The sequence below is a fragment of the Streptomyces lunalinharesii genome, from assembly GCF_039532155.1.
GTDB classification, from domain to species: domain Bacteria; phylum Actinomycetota; class Actinomycetes; order Streptomycetales; family Streptomycetaceae; genus Streptomyces; species Streptomyces lunalinharesii.
The window spans coordinates 632,153-658,820 of the sequence record NZ_BAAARK010000001.1 but is presented as its reverse complement, the minus strand read 5'-3'; the positions used below and the strand labels follow the sequence as shown (position 1 = coordinate 658,820).

The window sequence follows — 26,668 nt, the reverse complement described above, 5'->3', positions numbered from 1 at the left end:
ACCGTGAGCGGAGCCCCCGAACCGGACGTCCGCGACGACTTGGGCCCGCAGGCCCCGGACCCGTTGGAGGACGTCGCGCGCAAGCTGCTGATCGAGATCGGCGAGGACCCGGACCGCGACGGACTCAAGGAGACGCCGGCGCGCTTCGCCCGCTGGTGGCGGGAGTTCTCCCGCTACGACGCGGGGGTGGTCGACACCCTGTTCCCCCTCCAGACGGAGGGACAACTGGTCATGGTCTCGGACATCAACGTGTGGTCGCTGTGCGAGCACCACCTGTTGCCCTTCTCCTGCTCCCTGACCATCGCCTACCGGCCCAAGGGCGACGTGCTCGGACTGTCGAAGTTCGCCCGGATCGCCCAACGCCACGCGCACCGGCTCCAGGTGCAGGAGCGCCTGGTCCGCGACATCGCGGACGAGGTCACCAAGGTGACCGGTTCGGTCGACGTCGCCGTCATCGCCACCGGCGAGCACCTGTGCATGAGCATGCGCGGCATCCGCACCCCGGCGGCCATGACCTCCACGGCCTACTCCGGGATCTTCGAGGAGTACGGGCCGGCCCGTCAGGAACTCGTGGCGACGGTGTTCGCGCCGCGCAAGTGACCCGACCCCCGTCCATGATCGACAGGAGTACGCACGTGGCAGTTCGCGACATACGCACCGGGCTCAGCCTGGACGACGTCCTGTTGGTGCCCCGCCGCACGTCGGTGGTGAGCCGCTCTGCGACCGACACCAGCACCGAGCTGGCCGGGATCACCCTGCGGGTGCCCGTCCTCTCCGCCAACACCCCCTGGTGCACCGGCCGGGAGATGGCCGTCGCCATGGCGGTGGCCGGCGGGCTCGGGATCGTCCACCGCATGCAGACCGCCGAGGACCAGGCCGCGGAGGTGGCCGCGGTCAAGGCGACGCCGGTGCCCGAGGGCACGGAGCGGGCCACCGTCGACGGGCCGGGGCGGCTGTGCGTCGGGGCGGCCGTGGGGGTGACCGACGACTATCTGGAGCGGGCCGCCCGGCTCGTCGAGGCGGGCGTGGACGTCCTGGTCACCGACGTCGCCCACGGGCACGCGGACTACGTCCTGGCCTCCGTCGAGAAGCTGCGGGCCCGCTTCCCCACCACGCCGCTGATCGCCGGGAACGTCGCCACCGCCGCCGGCACGAGGGACCTGATCGAGGCCGGCGCGCACGTCGTGAAGGTGGGCATCGGCCCCGGCGGCATCTGCACCACCCGGCTCGTCGCGGGCAGCGGGGTGCCGCAGCTGACCGCGGTCCTCGACTGCGCCGAGGAGGCGGCCGCATCCGGCGTCCCGGTGATCGCGGACGGCGGGATCAAGGCGCCGGGCGACGTCGTCAAGGCGCTGGCCGCCGGCGGCCACGCGGTGATGCTGGGCAGTGCCCTGGCCGGTGCCGACGAGAGCGCGGCCCGCCTGGTGGAACGCGACGGCGTACCCGTCAAGGTCAGCACCGGCTTCGTCACCTACGGCATGCAGCTGACCCTCAAGCGGGCCCGCGGCGAGCAGGTCAGCCGCGAGGAGCTGGACGCGTACACGCCCGAGGGCGTCGAGGCCACCTTCGCCCACACCGGGCCGCTGGCCGCCACCCTGCGGCCGTTCGTCGGCGGACTGCGGTCGGGCATGAGTTACTCCGGGGCGCACACGCTGGCCGAGCTGCGCGCGCAGGCCGAGTTCATCCGGATCACGCCGGCCGGGCTGTCGGAGAGCCGCCCGCACGCCCTGGAACGGACCGGGCAGGTGGCCCTCGACTACGCCCGGGAGGCCAGCGGATGACGAGCCCCGTGGAGGACGGCCGCTACGGCAGCCCGGAGATGCGCCTGTTGGTCAGTGACCGCAACCGCTACCAGCTCTTCGTGCGGGTGGAGGGCGCGTTGGCCGCGGTGCAGGGCCAGTTGGGGGTGATCCCGTCCGAGGCCGCCGGGGCGATCGCGGCCCGCGCCCGCGACCACCGGTGCGACCTGGCGCGGATCGCCGAGATCGAGACGGTGAGCCGGCACGAGCTCTACGCCGTCGTCCAGCAGTTCGCCGAGAGCTGCGCGCCCCACGGCCGCTACGTGCACCACGGGGTGACCAGCAGCGACGTCATCGACACCGCGCTGGCGCTCCAACTGGACGCGGCGATCGGCCTCCTGGGCGAACGGCTCGGCGTCCTGATGGCCGCGCTGTGCCGGCAGATCGCCGAGGAGGGCGGGCGGGTGATGATCGGCCGGACCCACGGCCAGCACGCCCAGCCCGTCACCCTGGGCTTCAAACTCGCGGTGTTCCTGGACCAGTTGACCCGGTGCCTGGCGCGACTGGCGGAGCTGCGCGAGCGCGCCGTGCGGGGCAAGGTCGCCGGGGCGGTCGGTTCGCTGGGCGGCCTGGGACCGCAGGGCATGGCGGTGCAGCGGGCGGTACTGGCCCGGCTGGGCCTGCCGGAGCCGCAGATCTGCGCCCAGGCGGTGGCGCGGGACCGGATCGCGGAGTTCGTCACCTGGACGGCACTGACCGCGGCCTGCCTGGAGAACCTCGCGACCGAGATCCGCAACCTCCAGCGGACGGAGATCGGCGAACTCGCCGAGTCCTTCGCCGAGGGCGACCAGATCGGCAGCTCCGCCATGCCGCACAAGCGCAACCCGGTGCGCAGCGAACGCATCTGCAGCCTGGCCCGGCTGCTGCGGTCCCTGGTCGGCCCGGCGCTGGAGAACGTGGTGACCTGGCACGAGCGGGACCTGGCCAACTCCGCCAACGAACGCTTCACCCTGCCGCAGGCGTGCGTGCTGCTCGACGAGATGCTGCTCACCACCACCGCCGTGGTGGACGACCTGCGGGTCTTCCCCGAGCGGATGCGGGAGAACCTCGACCGGTCGCGCCACAGCCACCTCAGCGAGGCGGTGCTGCTGGCGATGGTCGACCGCGGGACCGACCGGCTCGACGCCTACCGGGCCCTGCAACGGGCCAGCGCGCTCGCCGCCCGGGACGACCGCGACCTGGTGGCGGTGCTGGCGGACGACGCGGCGGTGACCGCGGTGCTGCCCGCACCGGACCTCGCGGCCCTGGCCGAGGCGGCCGCCGACACCGGCTTCTGCGAGACCCTGGCGCAGGAGACCGTGCGCCGGGCCGAGGAAGCGCTCGCACAGACGACGGAAGGAGCACGCACATGCCCGGCACAGTGATCGTCGGTGGCCAGTGGGGCGACGAGGCCAAGGGGAAGATCTCCAGCTACCTGGCGATCCGGGACGAGCCCGCGGTGGCGGTGCGCGCCGGACTGGGGCCCGGCGCCGGCCACACCGTGGTGCACGCCGGACGCACCATGAAACTGCGCCAGTTGCCCAGTGCGGTGATCCGCCCGGGCACCCGCCTCCTGCTCGGCGCCGGCGTGTTGATCCGCCCGGAGGTCCTGTTGCGGGAGATCGCGGAGTTCTCCGCCGAGTCCCGGGTGGGCGTGGACTTCCGCGCCACCGTCATCGACCCCGAGCACGTCGCCGCGGAGGCGGCCGACGCGGGACTGACCGAGCGGGTGCGCAGCACCGGCAGCGGCCACGGCCCGGCACTGGCCGCCCGCGCCATGCGCGCGGCGCGCCGCGCCGAGGACGTCCCGGAACTCGCCCCCTACCTCACGGACACCGTGCGGGTGGTGAACGACGCGGTCGACGCCGGGGACCGGGTGCACGTCGAAGGCACCAACGGCTTCGGCCTGTCGGTGCTGTACGGCACCTATCCCTACACCGTCGGCAAGGACAGCACGGCGAGCACCGCGGCCGCGGACGCCGGGCTGGGCCCCACCGCGATCGACGAGGTGGTGCTGGTCTTCCGGGCCTACCCCACCCGGGTGGGCGCGGGGCCGTTCCGCACCGAGATGACCGAGGCGGAGGCCGAGCGGCTGGGCATCGTCGAGTACGGCACGGTGACCGGGCGGCGACGCCGGGCCGGCACCTTCGACCTGGAGCAGGCGCGCGAGGCGGTGCGCGTCAACCGGCCCACCCGGATCGCGCTGACCTTCCTGGACCACGTGGACGCGTCGTGCCGCGCGGTGCGCACCGGGGCGTTGCCCGAGGCGGCCGCGGCGTTCGTGGCCCGGGTCGAGGAGGGCCTGGGTCGGCCGGTCGACCTGCTCGGGACCGGCCCGGGCACCGCCGACGTGGTGGACCGGTGGAACGGCCGGCCCGCCGGGGCGGCCCGCAACGTGACGATCGGCTCGGGAGGCGACCGATGAGCGGGACACCGATGTGGCGGCGGGACCGGCTGCTGACGATCAGTTGGGAGGCGATGGGCCGGATGCTGGCCGGACTGGCGGACGACGTCCGGGCCAGCGGCTTCGCGCCGACCGTGGTGGCGGGCATCGCCCGGGGTGGGCTGCCGCCGGCCATCGCCCTGTCGAACCTGCTGGGGATCGAGGACTTCCGCATCCTGGGCATCCCCCGCAACACCTCCAACTCCCGATACAGCGAGCGCGGTGCCGCGGTCCTCAAGTACGTCGTCCCGGAGCGGGAGTTCGGCGGCGCCCGGGTGCTGCTGGTCGACGACATCATGGGCGACGGCGGCACCATGGCCCTGGCCAAGCGCACCGTCGAGGACCTCGGTGCCGCCGAGGTCCGCACGGTCGCGGTGGTGCGCAACCTGGGCGCCGCGCAACGCGCCGACTTCCAGGCGGTCGAGGTGGACGACTGGACGGTCTTCCCGTGGGAAGCACCGCCCGGACAGAACGAACTCGCCGTACCGTTGCGGGTGTGAGCGACATGGTTGAGGAAATGGGTCAGGCAGGGCGGACCACGGTCGTACTGGACCGGGACGGCACCCTGTTGGACTTCTACGAGATGTTCCACCGGTTCGTCCTGGACCTCCACCGGCAGGAGGGGGTGGTACCGCCGCCCCGCGAGGAGGTGCTCGGCTTCGGCTACTGGTCCTCGATCACCAGCGGGGCGCTGCACATCGGGTCGGTGCGGGTGCGGGACCGGGTCGACGAGGTGGCCCACCGGTACATGGCGCACGGCACGCTCTACCCCGGGGTGGTGCCGATGCTGTCGGCGCTGTCCGGGGCCGGGGTGCGGCTCGCGCTGGTCAGCTCCTGGGTCGGCACCGAGGCCACCGTGGCCCTGCTGGAGCGCTACGCGGTCCGCTCGTGCTTCGGCCCGGTCCTGACCCGGGACGACCTGGACCCGGGGGCCGGGCCGGTCTCCGACGCCGACTGCAAGACCGCGTTGGCGCGGCGGGCGTTGGACGGGCTCGGCCACGCGCCCGACCACCGGCTCTACGTCGTCGGCGACACCCCGTCGGACATCGCGTTGGGCCGCCGGTTGGGGGCCGTCGTCGTCGGCGTGCGCACCGGCAACGGCGGCGGACTGCCGGCCGAGGGCACGCCGGAGGGGCCGGACGTCGTGCTCCGGTCGGCCGCGGACCTGGGCGGGCTGATCCTCCAGGCGGACCCGGTGGGATGAGCCGCCCCGCCCGCCGAGGGCGTGCCGACGGGCCGGACTCCTTGGGGAGTCCGGCCCGTTGCGGCTTTCGTTGCGGTTCTCGGCCCGCGGGCGGAGCCGGGCGCGCCCGGGCGTCAGGGCGCCGGGTACGCCGTCACGTCGTCGAGGTAACCGGTCGGGTCGGTCAGTCCGGCGTGGCGGAACGCCTCCCGCCGCTCGTAGCAGGTCCCGCACGTCCCGCAGTGCCGGTCGCCGCCCTTGTAGCAGGACCAGCTGAGCTCCAGCGGGGCGCCCAGCCGGACGCCGTGCGTGGCGATGTCGGTCTTGGCCCAGGACAGGAACGGCGCCTCGACCTGGGGGACCGCGAAGCCCTCGTTGGCCGTCGCGACCAGTTCGCGCAGCGCGGCGACGAACTCCGGCCGGCAGTCCGGGTAGATGAAGTGGTCGCCGGCGTGCATGCCCAGGGCCACCACCGACGCGCGGTGCGCCACCCCGATCGACACCGCGACGTTCGCCAGCACCGCGTTGCGGTTGGGCACGACGGTGGCCCGCATGGACTGCTCGGCGTAGTGCCCGTCGGGGACGCTGACCCGGTCGTCGGTCAGTGCCGAGCCGCGCAGCAGCGCCCCGTAGCCGCGCAGGTCCACCACGTGGTGCTCGGCGCCGAAGTGGGCGGCCACCGCCCGGGCCGCGTCGATCTCGCGGTGGTGGCGCTGCCCGTAGTCGACGGTGACGGCGATCAGCCGGTACTGGAGCGCGGCGTAGTGCGCCATCAGCGTCGTGGAGTCCAGGCCCCCGGACAGCACCACCACGGCGGTGAACGGGTCGGTGCGGCTGTCGTCTTGGTCCATCACGAACCTCCGGAGTGGGAAGGGAAACGGAACGACGAAGGACGCCGGACGGCCCGGCGCCCGGGGCCATCGTGGCGCCCGGCCGGGCCGCGGAACATCACGGCCGGTGCCGTAGCGCGGGCGCCCCGGTACCGAGGGACGGCCCCGCGCCCGGCCCGGAGCGGCGCGCCGGACGGGCCCCGCGGCCGGTGCGCGGCGGACGGCCGGCCGCTCAGATGGCGGCGGAATCGACCAGCAGCGGCCACAGCCCCGCGGTCCGGAACAGGTGCGGGAAGTCCTTGCGGCCGGTGATGTCGAGCTTGCGGTAGGCACTGGACAGGTGGAGTTCGACCGTGCGGCGGGTGATGTGCAGGGTCGTCGCGATCCGTTCGTTGGTCGAGCCGCGCACGGCGTCGATGAGGATCTGCTTCTCCCGCTTCGTCAGCTTCAGCACGCCGCCCAGCGGCGACCGGTCGGCGGACCGCCCCTCCGCGGCGGCGAGCCGCTGCCGCACCCGCAGCGCGAGCGGTCGGGCGCCGCAGCGGTCCGCCAGCTCCAGCGCCGTGCTCAACTCCACCGTCGCCTCCTCGTAGCGCCCGTCGTCGAAGAGCAGCAGGGCCAGGTCGGCGGCGGCGTGCGCGAGGTCGTGGTCGGCCTGGGCCGCGGCCAACAGGCGCATCGCCTCGCGCAGCAGGTCCTCGCCGTCGGGGGCGCCGCCCAGCGCGCCGAGCACCCGCAGGGCGATGCCGCGTTCCCGCGGCGTGCCCATGGCCTCGGCGACCCGTAGCAGCGTCCGGGCGGTCTCCCGGGCCTGCCCGTGCCGTCCCACCTGCGTCAGCAGATCGACGGTGTGGACGTAGGTGTGCACGCCGCCGGTGGGGCCGGGCGGGGCGTCGGTGCGCTCGGCCAGGTCCGCCGCCACGCCCGCCAGGTCACCGTCGTCGGCCCGCAGCCTCGCCCGGGTCAGCCACACCTCGCGGTGCAGCCGGTCCGGCGCGGGGCCGTCCAGGCAGCCGTGTTCGTGCAGCAGCGCGCGGGCCTCGGCGCCGCGCCCCATGGCCAGCCGGGCCTCGGCCAGCATCCCCACGAGCCAGATCAGCAACGGGTGTTGGGGCCGGGTCCCGTAGTGCACCAGGGCGTCCAGGGACGCGCCGAGCTGGTCGTGCGCGGTGCGCAGCCGGCCGTGCAGCAGGGCCAGCTGGGCGGTGACCGGCAACAACAGGGCCCGGTGCAGCGGATGCGCGTGGCAGTGCTCGCAGTCGTGGTGGAGCCGCAGGTGGGACGTGACGTCGGCGTCGCGGCCGTTCCACGCCAGGACCATCAGCGCCATCAGCCGGAGCACCGGGTGCAGGCACAGTCCGCCCTCCGCCCGCAGCGCCTCGCGCGCACCGCGCACCGCGTCGGCCGGCCGGCACGTCAGGTGGCTGCGCAGCGCGCGCACGACGGAGCCGGCGGCCGCCCGGTCCGCGCCGCAGCAGTCGGCCCCGCCGGTCTCGGGGCATCCCGGCCCGGGCCCGTCGGGCGCGAGGCGCTCGCCGGCGCGTCGGGTGGTGCCCGGCAGCGGGTAGGACTCCAGGCCGTCGAGCAGGGCGTGCACGGGATGCCAGTCGGGCCGGGCGAAGTCCGAGGCGGGCGTCGGCCGGGCCGCCGCGCCGGGGTCACAGCCGAGGTAGCGCGCGGTGCTGATCCTGGCCAGCACCGGGAGTCGGAGGGCGTCCTCGGTGGTCTCCTCCAGCGTCCGGGCCGCCGCCCGTAGGCCCGCGTGCAGGTCGATGCCGATCTCGGCGTCGATCAGTTCCAGCGCCGCGGTCCGGCGGTCCGCGCCGGACGCCGCGCGCACGGCGTGCTCCAGATAGCGCCGGGCCCGGTCCGGTTCCCGGGCCGCGAGGGCCTTCTGCCCGGCCCGCAGCAGCACCGGGGCGGCCCAGGGTTCGTCCAGGGTCACCGTCGACGCCGCGAGGTGGTCGGCGATCCGGTCGGCGGGCGCCTGCTTGCCGTGCAGGTGGGCGGCGGCCGCGAGATGGGCGGCGTTGCGGGCCATCAGCGTCATCCGGCCCAGCAGCGCGTCGCGGACGACGCGGTGGCGCAGGTACAGCGTGTCGTCGTCGGCGACCAGGTGCATGCACACCAACAGGTCGACCGCGGCCAGGGTTTCGGCCAGGGTCAGCCCGCTGAGGTGCGAGACGAGCAGGGGATCGGCGGCGGAGTGGGTCTGCGCGACGGCGATGGCCAGGGCGACCCTGCCGGCGTTCGGGTCGAGCCCGGCCAGCCGGTTGCCGATCAGTTCCGCGACGGCCGCGGGCCGCAGCGCGGCGGCCGGCGGCGCACCGGCGCGGTCCGCCGGCCGGTCGCGCAGCACCCGGGCGACTTCGGTCAGGAGGGCGGGGTTGCCGGCACAGGCCCGGTGGCACTCCGCTGCGACGTCGGGGGCCGGCGCCCGGCGGGCCACCCTGCGGAGCAGCGCCGCTGACTGGGACGGGGCCAGCCCGGTGAGCGGCAGTTGCCTGGCGCCGGCGAAGAGTTCGGGCAGCGCGCCGGGACCGCCGCCGTTGCGGTTCTCGCCGTCCCCGGCGGAGGCGAGAAGGACCACGCGGGCGAGCGGCGGGGCGAGCAGGGCCCGGTGCAGCAGGCCGAGCGAGGCGGCGTCGGCCCGGTGGGCGTCGTCGAGGCAGAGGAGCACGGGCGCGCCGGACGTCAGCACGCTCAGGGCCGCCCTGAGGTGGCCCAGCACCACGTCCACCTCCACCGGCGTCGGGTCCGCCGGCGCCGGGCGGCCGGCCGGCGGGTGCGCGACGTCGTCGAGCGCGGTGCGGCGGGGGTGCTCCGGCGGCAGCAGCGCGGCCAGTCGGCCCGCGAGGTGCCGGGCGAGGCCGAACGGCGGCAGGGGTGCGTGCGGCGGGCACCGCACCTCGACGGTGGTCCAGCCCCGGGCGCGGGCCGAGGCCGCGCACGCCTGGAGCAGGGTGGTCCGGCCGATGCCCGGTTCGCCGGTGACCAGGGCGCGGACGGTCCCGCCGTGCGCGCCGTCGTCCAGGGCCGCGCCGAGCCGGCGCAGCTCGTTCTGGCGCCCCGTCATGGACGTCTTCGGTCCGTCGTCTGTGCGATGCATGGAGGTCCCCTGTCACGGCTCACCGCTCTACCCGAGTAGCACCGTCTCTCTTCTCGGTGCGGCCGCCCGTCGAACGGGTTGGCCATTGCCTCTCCCAAGAGGCAATGGGGCAACGCGACGGTGCGCGGCGCGCGCACCACCGGCTGTCCGGGGGCGTCGTGACGTGCGGCGGGCCCCGCGGCGGTGGCGTCGACGCCGTTCCCGGGGCGGTGGACCGCCCCGCGCGACGGCCCGGATCGGCCGGAAACGGGCCGTCGCGCTTGTCACTTACCGTGAGCGTATTGCCGTTAGGCCCCTTTGCTCCCTCTTCGCCCCTCCGTGCATCTTGCTGCATGGCAGCAAGATGCACCTCGCCCCGGCCGCATGCTCATGACCGGAATGGCATCGTGATCCGGGCCTGCCCGCCCGGCACATGCACAGATTCCGGGCCGGCCAGTGAACAGTCAGAAAACCGGGGGTGCACTGTGAATCACGCGTCGCAGAAGTTATGCGCTGGGCAGTGGGCGTCGATCCGCCCGCGCGACACCGACGTCGCGGCCGGCCCGAACGGCGACGACACCGGGTGGGGTTAACCCGCCACCCGGGTCCATCAGTTCCTCAACGGACGTGTGACACCTCCGGACGCAGGCCCCCCAGTGCACGTCGGCTGCCTCCCGGTGCGGGTCCACGTCGCGTGCAGCTCGCCCCCACGCCGCCTTGCCCCCTCCTGCCCGCCCGCGCGACGCCGGCCCCGCCGGTCTTCCCGCGCCGGCCGCGCCAGGGAGTACGCGAATGGATGACCATGATTCTCACGGGTAACGAGATTGAGCGGGAACGGGCGAACGGCCGCATCACCATCGAGCCGTTCACCCCGGAACAAGTCAATCCGAACAGCTACAACTTCCGCCTGGGCAAGACGCTGCGGGTCTACCAGGACATGCCCCTCGACGCGCGCACCATGAACGCGTACGAGGAGATCGAGATACCCGACGACGGGTACGTCCTCGAACCCAACCGGCTCTACCTGGCCCACACCATCGAGGTGCTGGGCAGCGAGCACTACGCGCCGACCTTCGCGGCGCGCTCCTCCGTCGCCCGCCTCGGGCTGTTCATCAACCTCTCCGCCAGCCTCGGTGACATCGGCTACACCGGGCAGTGGACGCTCCAGCTGTACTCGATGAACCGGGTCCGGGTGTACCCCGGGATCAACATCGGCCAGATGATGTGGTGGCGACCCCAGGGCGAGATCGTCCTCTACGAGGGCAAGTACCAAGGGGCGGTCGGGCCGCGGTCCAGCGACATCCACATCGACTTCGACAAGCAGTTCGCCCGCCAGCGCTTCCCCGGGCTCGCCGCCAGCATCGAGGTGTCGGAGGTCGGCCCCAAGTTCGCCGAACTCGCCCGCGCCAACGGGGACTTCCGGGTGCCGACCGCGTTCTGCGTGCCGGCCGGGGAGTTCGTCGACGCCCTCAGCGACGGACAGCGTGGCGAACTCGCCGACGCCTTCGCCGACCTCAAGGCCACCGTCGGCGCCTTCTTCACCGACGCCGTCGAACGGATCGCGAAGATCGGCGGCCAGGTCCGGCTCCCACAGGAGGCCCGCACCCTGCTGCGCGCCCGCCTCAACGAGGTCTTCAAGGACCCCGAGACCGACGTCGCGGTGCGCTCCTCGGGCCTGGACGAGGACACCGAGGGCTCCAGCCTGGCCGGCGTGCACAGTTCGCTCCTGGGCGTGCGCGGCGCGGACGCGGTGATCGCCGCCGTCGAACAGTGCTGGCGCTCCCACTACGAGGCGCCCGCGGTGGCCGCCCGCGTGCGGGCCGGCGACTTCGACCCCACCCCCCGCCTGGCCGTCATCGTCCAGCGCATGGTGCAGCCCCGCATCGCCGGCGTGGCCTTCACCGGGCTCGACGGCGCCGCCGACCAGCGGGTCTCGATCGAGTACGTCGAGGGACTCGCCGACGAACTGGTGGCCGGCGTCGCCGTGCCCCGGCGCACCGACTCCGACCGACTGGGCGCCGAGGCGGGCCCGGACGACGACGCGGACGGCCCGGCGCTGCGCCAGGTCGTGGAGCTGGTGCGGGCGCTGCGGGAGCGGCACGGCCACGACGTGGACGTCGAATGGGCCGTCGACGCCGACGGCCCCCACCTCCTCCAGGTCCGCCCGCTCACCGCCTCCCGCGAGCAGCGCCACAGCGTTTCCGAGCCAGTGGCCCAGACCCACCAGCTGTACTTCGACGACCTGCCGCCCACCTTCCACCTCGGTGACGTCGCGGGCGTCTACGGCAGCTACGTGGCCAAGCGCGGACCGGCCCACCGGATGGCGCACGACTGCGGGGTCTCGGTGGGCGCCGGCTGGATCCTCCAGTTCAACGGCCGCGGCCTGCGCGACGCGACCACCGCCGACGCCCTGCGGGCCGCGCTGGCCGGCGGTTCCGCGGAGTGCGTCCTGGACCTCGGCGACACCCTGCGCCAGATCGTCGTCCCCAAGGAAGAGGTGCTCGATCGGCTGGCCGTGACCGCCGGCGGCGACGGCTCGACCCTGCACGCGGCGGTGGTGCGCGACTTCCTCCGCGGCGACCTCGGCGTCATCTCCCGCCGGGCCGGCGACGGACTGATCGTCGAATTCACCCCCGAGGGCCTGATGGCGCTCAACCGTGGCACCGCCGGCGGCGAGACCCTCGTCGTCACCGACCTCGACCGCGGCTTCGACGCGGCCGGCAACGTCGTCGCCGCACCGAGCGGCACCGCGCTGCTGCCCCACCTCGACGAGATCGCCCGCTTCACCACCGCCATGCACGCCAAGCACGGCCCGGTCACCATCGAGTGGGTCTTCGAGGGCGGACGCCTGTACTTCGTGGACTACTCGGTGCTCGGCGGCGACGACGCGGTCGTCCTCGCCCAGGGCGAGGTGTGCATCTCGCCCGGCACCGCGAGCGGACCGCTGCTCCGCCTGGACGACGACGCCCTGCTGCGCCGGCTCTCCATCGGCCCGGCCGTCAGCATCGACAAGTCCCAGGACGTCAGCGAGCACGACGGCCTGGCCCGCATCCTCGACCAGGTCAAGGCGTACGACGAGAAGCCGATCATCTGCGCGGCCCGGCCGTACGCCGTCCTCTCGGTGCTGATCGAGCACGTCGCGGGCTTCGTCTTCGACCAGGGCTCGGCCCTGGGGCACCTGGCGATCCTGCTGCGCGAGGCGGGCGTGCCGGCCGTCACCGCCGCCGGCGTCACCGGGACCGCAGCAGTGCTCAGCGACGGCACGGTCGCCACCACCGGCCACAAGGGAGACTGACATGACCACCCACCACTCCGACGCCGCCGCCTGGCTCGTCCTCGGGGGCCTGCACCTGCTGAACGGCACCGCCCCGCTCGCCGACACCGACCCCCTGGTCCTGGTGTCGCTGACCGCCCCGGTCGAGGAGCCGTTCCCGGCCAACACCGTCATCGTCACCTGGGCCGACCTCGGCACCGTCACCCTGCACGCCCGCACCGGGGCGGGCACCGCCGGGCCGGCCGTCGCGGCGCACGGCGCGGACCTCTTCCCGCGCATGCTGCCCGGCGCACCGCTCACCGACGCGGTGGCCGCGCTCGGCGCCGGCGAGCACACCGGCGGCCCCCTCGTCCCGCTGTTCTACGTGACCGCACGCGACGGCCGCGCCCACGTCCACAGCCAGGTCCGCTTCCTGGCCGAGGACGCCTGCTTCATCCGCCTCACCGACGAGCCGCTCGCCGCCGCCGACGTGCCGGGCCTCGGCTGGCTGCCGGCCGCCGTCGACCGCCACGCCGAGCAGTTCCTGTTCCTCAACAACCACCAGCGCTACTACCGCAAGTGCTTCAGCGGCCAGGAGCTGGAGTACAAGTACACCCTCCAACCGCCGGTCGACACCTGGACGCTGACCGTGGCGCTGCACCACCGGGTGCTGGACGGCGCACTGCCCGGCTACGTCATGGAGTACCGCGACGAGTTCCAGGCGTGGGACTACCTCAACCACCTCTTCGAGGTCACCGGACCGGGCGAGGCGGAGCGCGGCTACGCCTCCTTCATCCCCACCACCGACGGCAAGCACCTGATGAAGCGCAAGTGGTACGCCGAGGACGCCTTCCAACGCCGCGAATCCCACACCTACGGCCTCGACCTGGCCGACGACGGCGGCTTCGAACGGCACCTCACCGAGGAACTGCGGGTCGACGCCGTCCGCCTGCCGTCCTTCCGGCGGGTGCGCTACGACATCAACTTCGAGTCGGTGCGCAGCGGACACGTCTACGGGATCTTCTTCGACCACTGCAGCCTGGTGGACGCCCGGGACGTCACCCTCAACCAGTGCGAGCTGGAGTACCTGCGCAGCCGCACCGCCGTGGAGCCCGACGAGGCGCTGGTCAAGGAGGAGATGGGGCAGCTCGCCGACTGGCTGGAGTCCTTCCTGCGCGAGCACGGCCTCTGTGACGAGCGGGGCGTCTACTCCAAGCGCACCTTCCTCAAGGACGCCGTCGCCGCCCGCCCCGAACTGGCCCGGCCGGTGGTTCGATGACGGGCACGCCGGTCCGCGCCGCGCTCCTGGACCTGGAGGGCACGCTCTACGCCAACGAGCAGGTCATCGAGGGCGCGGCCGCCGCCATCGGCGCGCTGCGGGAGCAGGGGGTGGCGCTGCGGTTCCTGACCAACACCGACTCCCGGACGACGGCGCAGATCCACGCCCGGCTCACCGGCTACGGCCTGCCCATCCGGCCGGACGAACTCTTCACGCCCGTGGTGGCGGCGCAGCACCTGCTGGCCGCTCCAGGGGTCCGCACCTACGCCCTGGTCTCGCGCGCCCTGCGCGACGAGGTGCCGGGCCTGGTGTCCGAACCGCCGTACACGCACGTGCTGGTCGGCGACTGCCGCGACGTGCTGGACTACCCCGCGCTGGACGGCGCGTTCAGGGCCGTGCGGGACGGCGCCGAACTCCTGGCCCTCCAGCGCGGCCGGTACTTCAAGCGCGCCGACGGCGACCACCTGGACACCGGTGCGGTCGTCGCGGCCGTCGAGTACGCGGCCGGGACCACCGCCCGGGTGCTGGGCAAACCGGCCGGCGACTTCTTCGCGCTGGCGGTCCGCTCGCTGGGCGTGTCCGCCCAGGAGTGCCTGGTGGTGGGGGACGACGCGAGCACCGACGTCGCCGGCGGGAACGCCGCGGGACTGCGCACCGTGCAGGTCCGCACCGGCAAGTACGCGGACCAGCACGCCGAGGGGCTGACCGGTTCGGCCACCCACACCTGCGACTCCATCGCCGAACTGCCCGACCTCATAGCCACGTTGGGGGAACGGTGACGGTCTACTGGGTGGTCTGGGACGCCGCCGCGCACTGGGTGGTGGACCGGCTCGAACGCGAGGGCGCGCTGCCCGCCGTCACCCGGATGCGGGCCCGCGGCACCTTCGCCGCGGCCCGCCCGGCCCGGCCCAACTGCCAGACGCCGCCCTCACTGGCCACGCTCTTCACCGGTGCCTGGCCGGGCGAGCACGGCGTCAGCGGCTTCACGGTGCCCGGCGCCGGCGACGGGCTCCTCAGCCACGTCAGCGGCTTCGCCCCGCGGTTCCCCGCCGTGCCACCGGTGTGGGAGTCCGCCTCGGAGCACGACCGCAGCAGCGCCTTCGTGCACGCCCCCTGGGTGTTCCGCGAGACCGGCGGGACCGGGCACTACGTCGACGCCGCCGTGGAGGCGTACAGCCGCCGCCTCACCCGGCACGCGGTGTGCCCGGTCGTGCCCGGCGCCGGCACCCAGACCTGGGACCTCGGCCCGTTCCGCGCCGAGGTGGAGGCGGCGCCGCAGGACGGGCGGGTACGGGTCCGCACCGCCCGCACCGACCTGCGGCTCGACGTCGGCGGTGACTGGCAGCCGCTGCTGCTGGACGACGCCGGCCACGGCACCTGGGTCTGCTGCGTCCGCACCCCGCAGGAACTGCTGCTGGTGCACACCGGCGTCTGGGACGTGCGCACCGCCGGCCGGAACGCCCCGCTGGTCCGCGCCCTGGCGGCCGGCCCGCCGTTCGCCGGCGAGGGGGTCGGTCCGCTCTACCGGGCCGGCGTCTTCGGGCCGCGGCTCGCCGAAGGGGGCGACGGCTTCGCGGAGGAGGTGTTCCTGTCGTCGGTGCGGTGCGTGTCCCGGTCCTTCGGCGCCGCCGCCGACGAGGTGCTGCGCGCCCACGACGCCGACCTGGTCGTCGTCTACCTGCCGATGACCGACGACGTCGGCCACGAACTCCTGGGCTGGTGCGACGAGAAGAGCGCCGCCCACCGCCCGGACATCGCCGACCAGGTGTGGTCCTTCCTCCGCCGCTGCTACCAGGACGCCGACGCGGTCCTGGGCCGGGTGCTGGACCGGGCGGAGGACGACGACACGGTGGTGCTCGGCGCCGACCACGGCATGGTGGGCAGCACCCACCTGGTGCACGTCAACGACCACCTGGTGCGGGCCGGACTGACCGTGACCGACGCCGACGGCGCCCTGGACACCCGCCGCTCGTCGGTCCTCTACCACCCGGCCAACAACGGCTCCCTGTGGGCCACCGACCAGTCCGACCCGGCCCGGGCCGGCTTGGCCGTGGCCCGCGCGGTGGCCGCCCTCGGCACCCTCACCGACCCGGACACCGGCCAACCGGTGGTCAGCGCCGTCCTCGACGACCGCGGGAACGTCCTGCCCGAAGGGGCCGCGTTCCCACCCGTGGTCTTCCTCGCGCTCGCCGACGACTACCAGCCCTCCTCGGTGCTGCTGGGGGAGGGCCCGGCGGTACGGCGCACGCCGAAGACCGGGGCGCACGTGGTCTACACCGGAGACGGCCGGCTGCACGCCGTACACGCCGCCGTCGGCCCCGGCGTCCCGGCGGGCGGCGAACCCGACGCCCCGGACGTCATCGACAACACCGCGCCGGCCCGCCTGGTCCTGCGCCAGCTGGGCGTGGCGCCGCCCTCGGCCGAGTAGTCGCCGCCCGCTCAACGATCCCACCGAAGCAGACCGAAGAAGGACGGACCCGATGGGTGCACCCCCCGGATTCCCGCACGCCCTGTCCCCGACGGAGCTGACGGCCCGCCGCCACGCCCACGTCGCGGAGTTCCTCGCCGGCCGCGGACTCGACCCGCACTGGCTCACGGAGCTGATGCGCGAGCGGGTCGGCGAAGGGCAGTTGCTGCTCACCAGCTCACCCGTGCACGGCCTGGCGAACGCCACCAGCGACCTGGACTTCATCCGCATCCAGGCCGACGCGATCCACGGCCCGCGGATCTCCACCAAGATCTTCGTCGACGGGCACCACCTGGAGGTGGTCTCCTTCAGCGAGGCCGAACTCGCCTCCAACCTCGGCGAGTTGGACCGACTGGCCGCCGCGTCGCCGGCGGTGACGGTGGCCGGCTTCCGCAGTTGGGACAAGCAGCGCGAACCGCGCCGCAAGCAGACCGAACGCATCGTCAACGGCATCGCCCTGGACGGCACCGCGCCGCACCTGGCCGCACTGCCCGCACTCAGCACCGTCTGGTCCCGGGCCTCCTTGCACACCGCCCTCGAACACGTGGTGCACACCGCGCTCGCCGAGGCCGCCGGGGAGAGCAGGGGGCGCGTCGGCTACGCCTACAACGCCCTGCTGCACCTGATGGACGCGCTGCTCTCGCACCACGGCGACGTCTACACCACCCGCAAGTGGTACCTGCTGCGCTGGGCCCGCTTCGTGGCGGAGGACGCCTGGCCCGACGACGCGGTGCGCGCCGTCGGCACGGAACTGGAGCGGCTGCGCAAGGACGTCGCCGCCGCACTCGAACCGACGGCCGGTGCGCGGCCGTTGGCGGGGGAGTACGTGGCGCTCGCCCAGGAGTGCCTGCGCGCCACCGGCACGGCCGCCGCGGTCACCGTCCGGCCGGAGCTCACCGGCACCCTCCAGCCCTACCTCCCGGGCGCCGCGCTCCTGGTCGCGCCCGGCGCCAGCGTCGTCCTGCCCGGCGTGACGGACACCCTCCCGCTCGCCGGCGAGGCGCTCGGGCTCGACGCGCTCGGCAAGCTCGACGCGCACGACGCCGCCACCCTGCTGCGGGCCCTGCGGGCGGGCGCGGCGCGACTCGACATCGGCTACCACGGCGAGGAGACCACGGTATGACCCCCAACCGGAACCAGGCACCGGACGCGCCCCGACGCCCCGGCATCGGCGACCGGCTCCCGGTGTTCCCCACGGTGCGCGGCGGGCACGCCATGCCGACCCCGCAGTCCGTCGAGGCGTGGGTGCAGGCCGCCTGGCTGATGCTCGCCGAGGGCCGGGCCTACATCGAGGACCTGGAGGGCGGCACCGACCAGCCGCAGATGCAACAGGCCGCCAAGCTCCGGCTGTTGGAGCAGCTCCTCGACATCGACCAACGGCTCGCCGGCCGTGCCCCGGTCGACGACGCGCACTGCCTGGCGGTGGCGCTGGAGTACGGGATGGGTCAGGTGCTCGACGCCTCCGGTCCCGAGCTGATCGAGGCGTTCGGCCTCGCCGAGGAGTTCGGCGGGGACACCTGCCGGGTCGAGGAGATCCACGCCCTGTGGGAGCGGATGCTGGCGGCCTTCCCCGGCGAACTGCCCGACCGGCTGGTCGCCGAGGGGCAGCGGGACATGCTGCGGACCCTGCGGGTGTGGACCCGACTGGCCCGGGCGGCCGGCCTCGACATCGGATTCCTCGCTCCCTTCATGAAGGCCGCCTGAACAGAGAGGTCTGACCACCGTGCCCGAGATCCATGCAGAGACCCGGCTCGCCGGGCGGTCCGCGGACGAGGCGTGGGCGATCGTCAAGGACGCCCGGAGCTTCGCCCTCGCCGCCGACCACGTGCTCGCCGTCCGGCAGCTGCCGTCCAGGAACGAGCGGCACCGCTCGTCGGAGTGGACCGTGCTGTTGAACGGCAGCGAAGTGACCTGGGTGCAGGACGAGGCCGCCGGTCCCGGCCTGCAACTGCACTTCACCCAGACCGCCGGCGACCTGGAGGCGCTGACCGGCGCGTGGCGGGTCGAGGAGACGCCGACCGGCGCGCGGATCTCCCTCGCCCTCGCCTTCGAACTCGGCATCGACGGCCTCGCGCCGCTGCTCGAACCCATCTGGGCCCAGTCCTTCCAGGCCCACGCCGACGCCCTGCTGCGGGCGGTCGCCGCCCACCCGACCGCCGACGGAGAGTGAGCTCCACGTGATCCAGTACCTCAACTTCCTGCACACCACTGTGCAGTTCGACCTCGCCGACGACGCGGTGGACGTCTTCGCGCCCGTCCACCGCTTCTTCCGCCACCTGATGGGCGACGCCCCCGCGCAACAGCCCACCTTCCACATCGCGGTGCACGCCTACGACCCGTCCGTCGACGTCGACGCCGAGGTCTGGCGGCGGCCGCTCTCCGTCATCCGGCGCAGCAACGCCGCGGAGTTCAACTTCGACGCCCACATCGTGGACCGCGGCGGCCGCCGGCTCTACGTCAACCGCACGACGCTGCTCGACGCCCCCGTCGACGCCCGCAAGGACGACACCTTCCAACTCCGCCTCACCGAGGGCTCGGTGGTGCAGGTCCTCGACTTCGTGCGGGACCTGGTCATCCGCAACGAGGAGGACCTCGGCACGGTCGTGCTGCACGCCTCCGGGGCGCACCGGGACGGCGAGGCGGTGATCATCGCCGGGCCGAAGGGCGCGGGCAAGACCACCACCCTGCTGTCGGTGCTGCGCCGGCCCACCTGGCAGTACTTCACCGGCGACAAGCTCTTCTGCACCGTGGAGGACGGCCGGATCACCGTCCACCCGTGGCGGGACTACCCCTACGTGGGGGTCGGCACCATCCGGGCCGACGCCCGGCTGGAAGCGCTGGTGCGCGAGCGGGTCGACCCGCAGCTGGACGCCCACGAGCCGGGGCACAAGATCCTCATGGATCCGGACGTCTTCGAGTCCTGGTTGGGCTCGGAGTTCTCCGCCGAGCCCAAGCGGTTGGCGGCGCTGCTGCTGCCCGAGGTCGCCCCCGGCCAGCCTCTGACGACCCGTCACCTCACCGACGACAACGAGCGCTGGGCCCACCTCAACAAGATCGTCGACCGCCAGCTGGACACCACCTTCTTCACCTGGCAGACCCACCTGGTCCCCGACTACACGCGCTTCTACCAGTCGCTCGCCGCCCTCCGCACCGCCCTGGACTCGATCGACATGGTGCGCCTGCACGGCACCCTCGACGTCGACCCGGACGCCGTCCTCGACCGCACCGCCCACCCGGCACCGTCGAAGGAGACCCGATGAGCACCACGCCCGGCCGCACCCTGCGGGTCTGTGTGATCGGCCTGAGCGGGGCCGGCAAGTCCACCTGCGCCTCGATGATCGAGGAGTTCGCCCGCGCGCGCGGCCTGTCCCACACCCGCGTCAAGCTCGCCCAACCGCTCTACGACCTCCAGGCCGAGGTCTACCGCACCGCCGGCGCCGAACTCGCCGCCGGCGCCCAGGACCAGCTCCTGATGGAGGCGCTGGCCGGCGCCCTGCGCCGGATCCGCCCCGCCTCCCTCGCCGACGACTTCACCCGCCGCCTGGCCGCGACCGACGCCGACCTGGTCATCAACGACGACCTGCGCGATCCGCACGTGGACGCCCCGGCCCTGCGCGCACAGGGCTTCCGCGTGCTGCGCATCGTCTGCGACGAGGGCCTGCGGCAGAAGCGCCTGGCCGAACGCGGCGACCCGACCCGGGCCGACGCCTCGACCCGGGAGCTCGACCGCATCGAGCCGGACGCCGTCCTCGACAACGGTGCGGACCTCGACGCGTACCGCACCGCCGTCCACCAGGTGCTGGAGGGCTGGCTGTGATCCTCAGCGGACCCGAGATCCTGTCCGAGGTGCGGGCCGGCCGCATCCACATCGACGATTTCGACCCCGAGCGCCTGGAGCCCAACAGCTACGGCTTCCGGCTGGCCGAGGACATCCTCTGGTACGACGACGACGTCATCGACTGCTTCACGCCGCCGAAGGCCCGGCACGTCACGATGGGTTCCGACGGCATGGTCCTGGAACCGGGCCGGTTCTACCTCGGCGGCACCATGGAGGCCATGGGCAGCCCGCACTACGCGGCCACCCTCTACGCCTGCCGGTCGGCCTCCACCCTCGGCATCTGGATCCAGTTCTCCGCGCCGCTCGGGCACAGCGGAGCGGTCTTCCCGTGGACGCTGGAGATGAAGGTCGCCCACCCGGTCCGCGTCTACCCGGGCATGCTCATCGGGAAGTTGGCGTTCTGGGCGATGCAGGGCGACGCCGTCGGCTACCTCGGCAAGTACACCGGGTCGTCGTCGGCGGTCGCCTCCCGGTTGAGCCTGGAGGACCCGCGTGTCACAGGGTGACTTGTGCCGGGCCCTGGCCGCCCTGCTGCTCCTGCTGCTCGCCGCGCACCTGGTGGGCCGGCTCTTCGCGAAGTTCCGGCAGCCGCCGGTGATCGGCGAGATCCTCGGCGGCCTGCTCCTCGGCCCCACCCTGCTGGGCCAGCTCGCCCCGCAGGCGGAGCAGTGGCTCTTTCCGCGCCAGGGCCCGGTGGCCACCTGCCTGGAGCTGGTCTACCAACTCGGCATGCTGCTGCTGATGTTCCTCGCCGGCCTGGAGATGCGGACCGTCTTCTCCCGCCGGGACGGCCGCGCCGTCGGACTGATCGCGGTGGTCGGCATGGCGGTGCCGTTCGCGTTCGGCCTGCTGCTGGCCAAGGTCGTCGACCTGTCGGGCCAGCTCGGCCCGGCGCGGAACACCACGGCCCTGACGCTCATCATCGCCTGCGGCATCGCGATCACCAGCATCCCGGTCATCTCGCGGATCATGATGGACCTGGGCCTGATCAACACGCCCTTCGCCCGCGTGATCCTCTCCGTCGCCGCGCTGGAGGACATCGCCCTCAACGTGGTGATCTCCATCGCCGTCGGCATGGTGAGCAGCACCGGGCCGCGCGCCTTCGGCCTCGCCCCCGAGCTGGGGATCACCTCGACCGGCGCCTCCGCGGCCTACCACTCCGTCGCGTCGGTGGCCTTCCTCGGCGTCGTCGCCCTGATCGGACTTCTCGTCCGCCGGCTGGCACCCGGCGGCGGCCCGGGCCCGGTGAACGGACTGGCGGTGCGCGTCGCCGCCGTCCTGGCCGCCGCCGCCCTGTGCAGCTACCTCGGCGTGGCGCCCATGTACGGCGCCTTCGTCGTCGGGCTGATGTCCAGCGTCGGCGGGCGGACGGCGCCGGCGGCCGCGGAAGCCCTGCACAGCGTGCGCGGCTTCGCCACCGGGTTCTTCATCCCGATCTACTTCGCGGTGGTCGGGCTCCGGCTGGACCTGGTGCGCGCGTTCAACCCCGGCTTCACGCTCGCCTTCATCGCGGTGGCCTGCGCGGTGAAGGCGGTCAGCGTCTACCTCGGCGCCCGTCTCGCGCAGCGGCCGGCGGCGGACTCCCGGCACCTCGCGGTGGCCCTGAACGCCCGGGGCGGCCCCGGCATCGTGCTGGCCACGGTCGCCCTCGACGCGCAGATCGTCAACTCCGCTATGTTCACCACACTCGTGCTCACCGCCGTCATCACCTCGCTCCTCGCCGGCTGGTGGCTGGAACGGGCCATCGCACGAGGGCAGTTGACGACCGCACCGGCACCGCTCCCACCAGCACGGCAGCCACAGGAACAAGGAGTCCCGACGTGAGCCACGCATCGACCCCGCGCCCCGTCGTCGCCCTCGTCGACGCCTACTCCACCGCCAGTCACCTCGCCCCGCTCTTCCACGCCCGGGGGTACGACTGCCTGCACGTGCAGAGCATGGCGTCCCCGCCGGCCGCCTTCACCGCGTCCTTCCGACCGGAGGACTTCGTCGGGACGGTCCGGCACGACGGTGACGTCGAGGCGACGCTGCACGCGGTCCGGGCGTACGCGCCGACCGCCCTGCTCGCCGGCGCCGAGATAGGCGTCGAACTCGCCGACGTCCTCAGCGAGGCACTGGGACTGCGCACCAACGGCACCCGCCTGAGCAGCGCCCGGCGGGACAAGTTCCGGATGCAGCAGACCGTCCGGGCCGCCGGCCTGCCCGTCGCCGACCAGCTCCTCGCCACCGACCTCGACGCCCTCCTCGACTGGTACGGGCCCGGCCCCCGCCGGGTCGTCCTCAAGCCGGTGCGCAGCGCCCTCAACGACGGGGTGACCTTCTGCGACGACGTCGACGAGGTCCGCGCCGCCTTCGCCCGCCTCATGGGCATGCAGAGCGCCGTCGGCCAGCGCAACGACGCGGTCCTCGCCCAGGAGTACCTGGTGGGCGCCGAGTACTACGTGAACACCGTCAGCCTCGACGGCAAGCACTACGTCTGCGACCTGTGGAAGACCCAGCACCTCGGCGTCAACGGCGTGCGCGACCTCCTCGGCGGCTCCCAGCTGATGCTCCGCGAGGGCCCCGAGCAGGAGCAACTCGTCGCCTACGCCGGCGCCGTGCTGGACGCCCTCGGGGTGCGCAACGGCCCCGCGCACACCGAACTCAAACTGACCCCGCAGGGCCCCCGGCTCATCGAGACGGGCGCCCGGGTCTGCGGGGCGATGCTGCCGTTGCTGACCCGCGCCGCGCTCGACGAGAGCCAGTTGGAGTGGACGGTGGCGGCCTACGTCGACCCGGCGGACTTCCTGGCCCGCTGGGAGCAGGGCTACGACGTCAAGCGGCACGCCGTCTGCGTGAACATGATCGCGCCGAGCGGCGGAAAGCTCGCCGGCTACCCGCGGTTGGCCGAACTCCAGGCCCTGGAGAGCTACCACGACGTACTGCTGAAGGTCGCGCCCGGCGAGGAGATCTCCCGCACCGTCAACGACATGACCTACCCGATGCTGGTCCACCTCGTCCACGAGGTCGAAGGCACCGTCACCCACGACTACATGACGGCCCGCTACCTCGACGGGGAGGGCTTCTACGATGTCGTCTGACCGCCCGGCACCGACGGTGCTGGCACACCTCAGCGACCTGCACCTGGACGGCGGACCGCGCGCCACCGCACGGACCCGGGCCGTGGTGGCGCACCTGCTGGACCTGCCCGGGACCCTCGACGGCGTGCTGGTCACCGGCGACCTCGCCGACCACGGCACCGACGACGAGTACCGGCTGGCGGCGGAGCTGCTCGCACCCCTGGCCGACCGCCACCCGCTGCTGGTCTGCCCGGGCAACCACGACGCCCGCGAGCCGTTCCGCCGCGTCCTGCTCGGCGCCGGCGAGTCGGGCGACGCACCGGTCAACCAGGTCCGGGACCTCGCCGGCACCCGCGTCGTCCTGTGCGACTCGTCGATCCCCGGGCGCTCCGAGGGCCGACTGGCGCCCGAGACGCTGCGGTGGCTCGACGCGACGTTGGCCGCCGCACCGCGGCTGCCGGCCCTGGTCGCCCTGCACCATCCGCCGGTCGACCTCGGCCTGCCCTACATCGACCGGATCGGCCTGCGCGACGCCGCGGGGCTGGCCGCGGTGCTGGACCGCCACCCGCAGGTGACCGCAGTGCTGTGCGGCCACGCCCACACGGCGGCGGCCACCACCTTCGCGGGCCGGCCGCTGCTGTGCGCCCCCGGCGTGGTCTCGACGGCCCTGCTGCCCTGGGAACAGGAGCCGGGCCAGTCGTGGAAGACCGAGGACGGCGACCCGGCGCTCACCTTCCACCTGCTCCACGAGGGGCGCCTGACCAGTCACCACCGGACCGTCCGCACCGCTTGACCCGGCGCGTGGACGACGGCCGCCCGGCACCGTCCCGCACCACCGCACCAACCCCTCTCCTGGAGACTCGATGCAGCAACCCCGACCGCGCGCCACCGAGGAGCGCCCCCTGCTGGTGCTCGTCTCGACCGGCCCGCACAAGTACCGGGAATACCTCCTGGCGGCCATCAGCACGCGCTACCGCATCCACCTGGTCAACACCTCCGAGCCCAGCTGGGAGTTGCCCTACCTGGCCGGCAGCACGCTGGTGCCCTCCACCGAGCTGGCCGTGGTGTCCGAGGCGGTCGCCGCGGTCGTCGCGCGCGAGCCGGTGCACGGCGTGCTGAGCTGGGACGAGGCCCGGGTCCACCAGGCCGCCGCGATCGCGGCCGGGTTGGGGCTGCCCACCACCCCCGCCGACGCCGTCTGGCGGTGCCGCGACAAGCACCAGAGCCGCACCGCACTGGCCGCCGCCCACCTGCCCCAGCCGTCGTTCGCGCTGGTGGGGACGGCCGCCGAGGCGCTGGCGGCGGCCGAGCGGATCGGCTATCCGGTAGTGGTCAAGCCCCGGGCGGCCGCCGCCAGTTACGGGGTGTCCCTGGTCCGCTCCCCGGAGCAGATGACCGAGTTCTTCGGCTTCGCGGACCGCGCCACGGTGCCGCACATGCCCGACTACGACCAGGGGGTCCTGGTCGAGGAGTACCTCGACGGGCCCGAGGTGAGCGTGGACTCCGTCGTCGTCGGCGGCACGGTCCGCCCGCTCTTCGTCGGCCACAAGCGCACCGGCTACCCGCCCTACTTCGAGGAGACCGGCCACGTGGTCGCGCACCGCGACCCGCTCCTCGCCGACCCGGGCTTCCTCCAGGTCCTCCAGGACACCCACACCGCGCTCGGCTTCACCGACGGCTGGACCCACGCGGAACTCAAGCTCACCCCCGAACCCAAGGTCATCGAGGTCAACGCCCGGCTCGGCGGCGACCTGATCCCCTACCTGGGCAGCCTGGCCTCCGGCATCGACCCGGGGCTGGTCGCCGCCGCCGTGGCGTGCGGCGAGGAACCGGAGATCACCGTGGACCGGGACCTGGTGGCGGCCGTGCGGTTCCTGCACGCCGACCACGACGACACCGTCATCGACAGCGTGGACTTCGACGCCGCCGCCCTGCCGCCCGAGATAGACCGGGCCGTGGTGCTGGTCGGCCCCGGCGACACGGTCTCCCCGCCGCCGCGCGGGCTGCTGACCGGTCGGGTCGCCTACGTCACCGCGGTCGCCCCGACGGCCGAGCGGTGCGAGGCGGCGCTCGACGTGGCGGCCGCGGCCCTGCGCATCGTCGAACGCCACCCCGGTGAGGACCGATGAGCGACGTCACCGAGGCCGAGCCGGCACCCGGCACGGCCGACGCCGGAGTGCTGGCCACCTTCGCCGGCTCGCCGTTCGCGGTGAAGGCCCTGCTGTTCGGCGTCCTGGTCAACAAGCTGGGCGGCTTCCTCCAGGTCTTCCTCGTGCTGTTCATGACCGGCCGCGGCTTCACCGCCGTCCAGGGCGGCACCGCGCTCGGTGTCTACGGCGTCGGCTCGGTGCTCGGCGTGCTCCTGGGCGGGACCCTGAGCGACCGCATCGGGGCCCGCCGGACCATCGTGCTGGGCATGGCCGGCACCGCGGCGCTGCTGGTCGCCGTGCTGCACGTCACGCTGTACCCGCTGCTGCTGGTGTCCGTGGGACTGGCCGGACTGATCAGCCAGGTGTACCGGCCGGCCGCCGCGGCCTACATCGCCGAACTCACCCCCGGCAACCGCCAGGTGATGGTCACCGCGATGTACCGTCTGGCCCTCAACGTCGGCACCACGGCCGCCCCGCTGCTCGGCACGCTGCTGGTGGCGGTCTCCTACGACCTGCTGTTCTACGGGGAGGCCGTCGCGGCCCTCGCCTACGCGGCGGTCGTCCTGGTGGCGCTGCCGCGCACCGTGGCCACCGCACCGCAGGCGCCGCCCACCGGATCCGCGGCCCCCGCACCGCCCAGGGCCACCTACCGCACGGTCCTGCGCGACCGCCGCTACCTCGCCTACCTGGTGGCGGTGCTGCTCAACTCGGCCGTCTACATCCAGTACTTGAGCACCCTGCCGCTGGCCCTGCGCGCGCAGGGCTACAGCACGTTCTGGTACGGGGCGATGGTCGCCGCCAACGGCGCGGTGGTCATCTGCTTCGAGCTGCTGATGACCAAGGTCGTGCAGAGCTGGCGCATCCGCACCGTGCTCACCGTGGGCTTCGTCCTGCTCGGCGCCGGGATGGCCCTCTACGCGCTGCCCGGCGGCCTGGCCATTTTCTTCACCGGCACCCTGCTGTGGACGCTGGCGGAGATCATCGAGGGGCCCACCATGTTCGCCTACCCGGCCGTGGCCGCCCCCGCCCAGGCGGGAGGCCGGTACGTCGGGGCGGCCCACGCCATGTTCGGCATCGGCACCGCCATCGGACCCGTCGTGGGCGTCGCCCTGTGGACCGGCATGGGCCGCGGCGCCTGGCTCCTGCTCGGCGCGGTCTCCGTGCTGGCCCTCCTCCCGGCCTGGTTCGGGGTGGGCCGGCTGGGCGCCGTGGCCTCCCTCAAGGGCGACGCCACCCCCCGGGCCGCGGACGACGGCTGACGCCGCGCCCCCGCGCCCACCGCGGAACGCGTCCACCGACG

Annotated in this window: 23 protein-coding genes; 21 read left to right on the top strand and 2 right to left on the bottom strand. The window is 73.8% G+C overall.

Features of this window, described 5'->3' with window-relative positions:
• Positions 1–3: 3 nt before the first annotated feature.
• The 6 genes from folE to ABD385_RS02970 are packed head-to-tail and all read left to right on the top strand — an operon-like array spanning position 4 to position 5,425.
• Positions 4–600 (top strand): GTP cyclohydrolase I, encoded by a 597-nt coding sequence (gene folE, locus ABD385_RS02995; RefSeq protein WP_344573507.1) that lies wholly within the window; start codon positions 4–6, stop codon positions 598–600.
• Positions 601–635: 35 nt separating this feature from the next.
• Positions 636–1,781: an IMP dehydrogenase gene (guaB, locus tag ABD385_RS02990; RefSeq protein ID WP_344573268.1), complete on the top strand. Its 1,146-nt coding sequence runs from the start codon at positions 636–638 to the stop codon at positions 1,779–1,781.
• Positions 1,778–3,163, top strand: a complete 1,386-nt coding sequence (gene purB / locus ABD385_RS02985) for an adenylosuccinate lyase (protein ID WP_344573267.1) — start codon at positions 1,778–1,780, stop codon at positions 3,161–3,163. Before guaB ends, purB begins: the two co-directional genes overlap by 4 nt.
• Complete coding sequence (locus tag ABD385_RS02980) at positions 3,148–4,203, top strand: adenylosuccinate synthetase (protein ID WP_344573265.1); 1,056 nt, start codon at positions 3,148–3,150, stop codon at positions 4,201–4,203. Before purB ends, ABD385_RS02980 begins: the two co-directional genes overlap by 16 nt.
• Positions 4,200–4,721 (top strand): phosphoribosyltransferase, encoded by a 522-nt coding sequence (locus ABD385_RS02975; RefSeq protein ID WP_344573264.1) that lies wholly within the window; start codon positions 4,200–4,202, stop codon positions 4,719–4,721. Before ABD385_RS02980 ends, ABD385_RS02975 begins: the two co-directional genes overlap by 4 nt.
• Before the next feature lie 5 nt (positions 4,722–4,726).
• Positions 4,727–5,425 (top strand): HAD family hydrolase, encoded by a 699-nt coding sequence (locus ABD385_RS02970; protein WP_344573506.1) that lies wholly within the window; start codon positions 4,727–4,729, stop codon positions 5,423–5,425.
• A 113-nt stretch (positions 5,426–5,538) separates the two neighbouring features.
• Here the strand turns inward: ABD385_RS02970 and queC are convergent, their stop codons facing one another.
• Together queC and ABD385_RS02960 are read right to left on the bottom strand one after the other, a co-directional pair.
• Positions 5,539–6,255, bottom strand: coding sequence for a 7-cyano-7-deazaguanine synthase QueC (gene queC / locus ABD385_RS02965; RefSeq protein WP_344573263.1), 717 nt, complete (start codon positions 6,253–6,255; stop codon positions 5,539–5,541).
• 211 nt (positions 6,256–6,466) lie between these two features.
• A complete protein-coding gene (locus tag ABD385_RS02960; protein ID WP_344573262.1) occupies positions 6,467–9,343 on the bottom strand; it encodes an ATP-binding protein in 2,877 nt (958 codons plus the stop codon).
• Positions 9,344–10,118: 775 nt separating this feature from the next.
• Here ABD385_RS02960 and ABD385_RS02955 point away from each other — a divergent pair.
• The 15 genes from ABD385_RS02955 to ABD385_RS02885 all read left to right on the top strand — a co-directional run bounded on the left by ABD385_RS02955 (position 10,119) and on the right by ABD385_RS02885 (position 26,627).
• The gene (locus ABD385_RS02955) at positions 10,119–12,617 is read left to right on the top strand and encodes a dCTP deaminase domain-containing protein (protein WP_344573261.1); all 2,499 of its coding nucleotides are present in this window, start codon (positions 10,119–10,121) and stop codon (positions 12,615–12,617) included.
• Between the two features lies 1 nt (position 12,618).
• Positions 12,619–13,854: a hypothetical protein gene (locus ABD385_RS02950; protein WP_344573260.1), complete on the top strand. Its 1,236-nt coding sequence runs from the start codon at positions 12,619–12,621 to the stop codon at positions 13,852–13,854.
• Positions 13,851–14,633, top strand: coding sequence for a TIGR01458 family HAD-type hydrolase (locus ABD385_RS02945; protein ID WP_344573259.1), 783 nt, complete (start codon positions 13,851–13,853; stop codon positions 14,631–14,633). Before ABD385_RS02950 ends, ABD385_RS02945 begins: the two co-directional genes overlap by 4 nt.
• Complete coding sequence (locus tag ABD385_RS02940) at positions 14,630–16,282, top strand: alkaline phosphatase family protein (protein WP_344573258.1); 1,653 nt, start codon at positions 14,630–14,632, stop codon at positions 16,280–16,282. The genes ABD385_RS02945 and ABD385_RS02940 overlap by 4 nt, the downstream gene beginning before the upstream one ends.
• Positions 16,283–16,334: 52 nt before the next feature.
• Positions 16,335–17,444, top strand: a complete 1,110-nt coding sequence (locus ABD385_RS02935; protein ID WP_344573257.1) for a DUF6001 family protein — start codon at positions 16,335–16,337, stop codon at positions 17,442–17,444.
• Positions 17,441–18,025 (top strand): DUF6031 family protein, encoded by a 585-nt coding sequence (locus ABD385_RS02930; RefSeq protein WP_344573255.1) that lies wholly within the window; start codon positions 17,441–17,443, stop codon positions 18,023–18,025. The genes ABD385_RS02935 and ABD385_RS02930 overlap by 4 nt, the downstream gene beginning before the upstream one ends.
• Positions 18,026–18,044: 19 nt before the next feature.
• Positions 18,045–18,491, top strand: a complete 447-nt coding sequence (locus tag ABD385_RS02925) for a type II toxin-antitoxin system RatA family toxin (protein ID WP_344573254.1) — start codon at positions 18,045–18,047, stop codon at positions 18,489–18,491.
• A 7-nt stretch (positions 18,492–18,498) separates the two neighbouring features.
• A complete protein-coding gene (locus ABD385_RS02920; RefSeq protein WP_344573253.1) occupies positions 18,499–19,581 on the top strand; it encodes a P-loop NTPase family protein in 1,083 nt (360 codons plus the stop codon).
• Positions 19,578–20,138 carry a hypothetical protein gene (locus ABD385_RS02915; protein ID WP_344573252.1) on the top strand — a complete coding sequence of 187 codons (561 nt, stop codon included), beginning with the start codon at positions 19,578–19,580 and terminating at the stop codon, positions 20,136–20,138. Before ABD385_RS02920 ends, ABD385_RS02915 begins: the two co-directional genes overlap by 4 nt.
• Entirely contained in the window at positions 20,135–20,665 is a 531-nt protein-coding gene (locus ABD385_RS02910) for a dCTP deaminase (RefSeq protein ID WP_344573251.1), read from the top strand. The genes ABD385_RS02915 and ABD385_RS02910 overlap by 4 nt, the downstream gene beginning before the upstream one ends.
• The gene (locus ABD385_RS02905) at positions 20,652–21,983 is read left to right on the top strand and encodes a cation:proton antiporter (RefSeq protein WP_344573250.1); all 1,332 of its coding nucleotides are present in this window, start codon (positions 20,652–20,654) and stop codon (positions 21,981–21,983) included. The genes ABD385_RS02910 and ABD385_RS02905 overlap by 14 nt, the downstream gene beginning before the upstream one ends.
• Entirely contained in the window at positions 21,980–23,239 is a 1,260-nt protein-coding gene (locus ABD385_RS02900) for an ATP-grasp domain-containing protein (RefSeq protein ID WP_344573249.1), read from the top strand. Before ABD385_RS02905 ends, ABD385_RS02900 begins: the two co-directional genes overlap by 4 nt.
• A complete protein-coding gene (locus ABD385_RS02895) occupies positions 23,229–24,011 on the top strand; it encodes a metallophosphoesterase (RefSeq protein WP_344573248.1) in 783 nt (260 codons plus the stop codon). Before ABD385_RS02900 ends, ABD385_RS02895 begins: the two co-directional genes overlap by 11 nt.
• A 70-nt stretch (positions 24,012–24,081) precedes the next feature.
• Positions 24,082–25,347: an ATP-grasp domain-containing protein gene (locus tag ABD385_RS02890; protein WP_344573247.1), complete on the top strand. Its 1,266-nt coding sequence runs from the start codon at positions 24,082–24,084 to the stop codon at positions 25,345–25,347.
• Positions 25,344–26,627 carry an MFS transporter gene (locus tag ABD385_RS02885; protein ID WP_344573246.1) on the top strand — a complete coding sequence of 428 codons (1,284 nt, stop codon included), beginning with the start codon at positions 25,344–25,346 and terminating at the stop codon, positions 26,625–26,627. The genes ABD385_RS02890 and ABD385_RS02885 overlap by 4 nt, the downstream gene beginning before the upstream one ends.
• Positions 26,628–26,668: the final 41 nt, after the last annotated feature.